The organism is Pseudogulbenkiania sp. FW507-F1 (assembly GCF_058781125.1).
Genome location: NZ_JBYSWM010000059.1, coordinates 1 through 3,686, shown reverse-complemented (window position 1 = coordinate 3,686; position 3,686 = coordinate 1). Strand labels below are relative to the sequence as shown.

Annotated in this window: 4 protein-coding genes; all 4 read right to left on the bottom strand. The window is 68.2% G+C overall.

All coding sequences use genetic code 11. The annotated features are described in order from the left end of the window. Positions 1 to 26 precede the first annotated feature (26 nt). Complete coding sequence (pdxR, locus tag AC3WG5_RS19140; protein WP_008955936.1) at positions 27 to 1,535, bottom strand: MocR-like pyridoxine biosynthesis transcription factor PdxR; 1,509 nt, start codon at positions 1,533 to 1,535, stop codon at positions 27 to 29. Positions 1,536 to 1,722: 187 nt separating this feature from the next. Then, complete coding sequence (gene thiE / locus AC3WG5_RS19135) at positions 1,723 to 2,364, bottom strand: thiamine phosphate synthase (RefSeq protein ID WP_492570313.1); 642 nt, start codon at positions 2,362 to 2,364, stop codon at positions 1,723 to 1,725. A gap of 14 nt (positions 2,365 to 2,378) precedes the next feature. Beyond that, positions 2,379 to 3,176, bottom strand: coding sequence for a thiazole synthase (locus AC3WG5_RS19130; RefSeq protein WP_492570311.1), 798 nt, complete (start codon positions 3,174 to 3,176; stop codon positions 2,379 to 2,381). 48 nt (positions 3,177 to 3,224) lie between these two features. Further along, positions 3,225 to 3,428 carry a sulfur carrier protein ThiS gene (gene thiS, locus AC3WG5_RS19125; RefSeq protein WP_008955939.1) on the bottom strand — a complete coding sequence of 68 codons (204 nt, stop codon included), beginning with the start codon at positions 3,426 to 3,428 and terminating at the stop codon, positions 3,225 to 3,227. Positions 3,429 to 3,686: the final 258 nt, after the last annotated feature.

Below are 3,686 nucleotides of genomic sequence, written 5' to 3'. Positions count from 1 at the left end.
GGAGAGAGTGGGGCGGGGCGCCTGGTTCAGCGCGGGCGGGTCGGTTTCAGGTGGCGCAGGACCTCGGCCAGGGCGCGGACGCCGGGTTCGATCTTCTCGATCGGGATCGACGAGAAACCCAAGCGGAAGCAGTTGCGGGGCATGGCGGTTTTCATGAAAAAGACGTTGCCGGGCTCGATCAGCACGCCGTTTTCTTCGGCGCGTTGGGCCAGTTCCTCGGCGTCGAGCCAGTCCGGTCCGACGATCCAGCACGAGGCGCCGCCCGAGATCGGCACCGGGTGGACTTCGGGCAGGTGGCGCGCCAGCGCGTCGGTGAGCACCTGGGCGCGTTCCCGGTATGCTGCGGACAGCCGGCGGTGGTGCGAATCGTAATGCCCGAGCGAGAGGAACAGGGCGAAGGCGCGCTGGATGTAGGCAGAGGGGTGGCGCAGCATCAGCCGGCGGATGCCACGCAATTCGGCGATCAGCTCGGCGGGACCGACGATGTAGCCGATGCGCAGCCCCGGGGCGAGGTTCTTGGACAGGCTGCCGACGTAGATGACGCGGTTATTGCGATCAAGGCTTTTCAGCGTTGGAGTGAGGTCGCCCTGGAAGCGGCTTTCGCTTTCGTAGTCGTCCTCGATCAGCACGAAGTCGGCTTCTTCGGCCATCTGCAGCAAGGCCTGGCGCCGCGCCAGCGGCATGGTCACCGTGGTCGGGCACTGGTGGCCGGGGGTGACGTAGACGTAGTCGCAGTTGTGCAGCGCACCGCTGACCATGAGGCCTTCTTCGTCGATCGGCAGCGGCAGCAGATGGCCGGTGCGGCTGCCGAAGATGTTGCGCGCGTCCGGGTAGCCCGGGTCTTCCACGCCGACCGGGGTGTCGGTGCTCATCAGCAGGTCGGCCAGCAGGTAGAGCGCCTGTTGCGCGCCGACGGTGATGACGATCTCGTCGGCCGAGGCCCACACCCCGCGCCGTGGCAGCACCCGGGTGCGGATCTGCTGCACCAGCAAATCGTCGTCGCGCAGGATCATGTCCTGCGCCCATTCGTGGATGTCGAGCACGCTGAGCGCCTTCAGGCTGCACTCGCGCCAGTCGGCGGTGGGGAACAGGATGGGGTCGTACTGGCCGTAGATGAACGGGTAGGGGTAGTCCTGCCAGTTGGCGCGCTTGACGATGTTGCGCTGTTGGGTGGGGCGGAACACGAAGCGCCGACCCCAGTCGGGGCCGTCGGCCGGGGGGCGGTCGTGTGGGGTGGTCTGGGCGGGGAGACGTCCGGCGAGGATGTCGGCGTTGACGAAATAGCCGCTGCGCTCGCGCGACACCAGGTAGCCTTCGTCGACCAGCTGCTGATAGGCCAGCACCACGGTATTGCGCGCCACGCCGAGCTGGGCCGACAACTCGCGGCCGGACGGCAGGGGGATGCCGACCGGTAGCTGGCCGTCGAGGATGGCCGAGACCAGCATCTGGCGAATATTGCCTTGCAGGCTCATGCCGCTCTTCGCGTGTTGCTGGAAAAGCTGGTTCCACATGGTGCCGGTCAACTTGGTGCTCATCGTTCCTTCTCTGTGACGGTGCCGTTTCAACATAACGCGCTACTTGTAGACTAAGTGATTGTGTGTCGTTTGGCGATGGCCGCCCCGCGGGGCCGGAAGGGCGCCTGTTGCTGGTGAGAATGTGCGGCTGTCGTGGCGCCGCCGTCACGGGTCGGCAAGGGTATGCGGCGGCTCCTAGCATGGCCCGTCAGCGTGCGGCGAGGATGGCGCGGGCCGCTTCGTCCGGCGCCGGGGCATCGAACAGTCCACCGATGACGGCCAGCATGTCGACCCCGGTTTGCCAGGCGAGCGCGGCGTTGGCCGGGGTGATGCCGCCGATTGCCACGCACGGCACCTCCAGCGGCGGCAGCGCGGCAAACAGCGCGAGCGGGGCGGAGACCGTCTCCGGCTTGCTGCGCGAGGGAAACAGCGCGCCGAAGGCGACGTAGCTGGCACCGTTGCCGACCGCCTGCACCGCCAGCGCCGGCTGGTCGTGGCAGGTGGCGCCGATGATGGCGTGCGGCCCGAGGCGCTGGCGTGCCGCGCAGAGGCTGGTGTCGCCCCGCCCGAGGTGGACGCCGTCGGCACCGAGTTCTTCGGCCAACCCCACGTCGTCGTTGACGATGAACCAGGCGCCATGCTGCCGGCACAGCGCCTGGATGGCCGCGGCTTGCTCCCGCCGCAACGCGGTATCGCGGGATTTGTTGCGATACTGCACCAGGCTGGCGCCGCCCGCCAGCACGGCGGCGACGCGCGGCAGCAGCCAGGCGCTGTCGCTGGTGTCGGGGGTGACGGCGTAGAGCCCGTCCAGCCAGACCGGGCGGGTGAGCCGTTGCGTGGCGTTATTCACCGTGGCGTGCTCCCTTATCCGCCGCGCGCCGGGGCGATCATGCCGCTGGTGGGCGAGCTGGGTTCGGCGCTGTAGAGCTTGCGCGGCATGCGCCCGGCGAGGTAGGCCTCGCGCCCGGCCAGTACGGCGTGTTTCATCGCGCTCGCCATCAGCACCGGCTGACGGGCGTGGGCAATCGCCGAGTTCATCAGCACCGCGTCGCAGCCCAGTTCCATGGCGATGGCGGCGTCCGAGGCGGTGCCGACCCCGGCATCGACCAGCACCGGCACCTTGGCGTTGTCGATGATCAGGCGCAGGTTCCACGGGTTGAGGATGCCCATGCCGGAACCGATGATCGAGGCCAAGGGCATCACCGCGACGCAGCCGATCTCCTCCAGGCGCTTGGCCTGGATCGGGTCGTCCGAGCAGTAGACCATGACGTCGAAGCCGTCCTTCACCAGCGTCTCCGCCGCCTTGAGCGTTTCCGGCATGTTGGGGTAGAGGTTGCTCGGGTCGCCCAGCACTTCGAGCTTGACCAGCGTGTGGCCGTCGAGCAGCTCGCGCGCCAGGCGCAGCGTGCGCACCGCGTCCTCGGCGGTGTAGCAGCCGGCGGTGTTGGGCAGCAGGGTGTACTGCGACGGCGGCAGCGCGTCGAGCAGGCTTTCCTCGCCGGGGTGCTGGCCGATGTTGGTGCGGCGGATCGCCACGGTGACGATCTCGGCGCCGGCGGCGTCCACCGCCTCGCGGGTTTCGGCGAAATCCTTGTACTTGCCGGTGCCGACCAGGAGGCGCGAGGAATAGGTCTTGCCGGCGATGATGAGCGGGTCGTTCATGTCGAGTTCCTTCGGTAACGGACGGACGTCAGGCAGTGTGTGGCGGGATCAGCCGCCCCCCACCGCGATGATGATTTCGAAACGGTCGCCCTCGGCGAGGCGGGTGTCGTCGTAGCGGCTGCGCGGCAGGATGTCGCCGTTGCGCTCGATGGCGACGCGCCGCCCTTGCAGCTCAAGCCGTTCGAGCAGCTGGCGCACCGTGAGCGGGGTGGCGAGCTCGGTGGGCTCGCCGTTCACTAGGACGGTAGGCATGTCGGGTATCTCCAGTGAGGTGGGGATGGGGCGTGGGTGCGCCGGTTGGCAAAGCCGGGCTTCGGCCAACCTTGGCTGCGCCCGTGCTCAGATCTTGTCGTACAGCTTGGCGCCGCCCTTGACGAACTCGATCGACTTGACCTCCATGCCCTTGGCCAGCGCCTCCTCTGCGGCCAACCCCTGCTGCGCGGCGAAGTCGCGCACGTCCTGGGTGATCTTCATCGAGCAGAAGTGCGGGCCGCACATCGAGCAGAAGTG

Excerpts from the sequence above, each read along its gene's own strand:
- pdxR (WP_008955936.1), bottom strand. The coding sequence starts at position 1,535 with ATGAGCACCAAGTTGACCGGCACCATGTGGAACCAGCTTTTCCAGCAA.
- AC3WG5_RS19130 (WP_492570311.1), bottom strand. The coding sequence starts at position 3,176 with ATGAACGACCCGCTCATCATCGCCGGCAAGACCTATTCCTCGCGCCTC.
- thiS (WP_008955939.1), bottom strand. The coding sequence starts at position 3,428 with ATGCCTACCGTCCTAGTGAACGGCGAGCCCACCGAGCTCGCCACCCCG.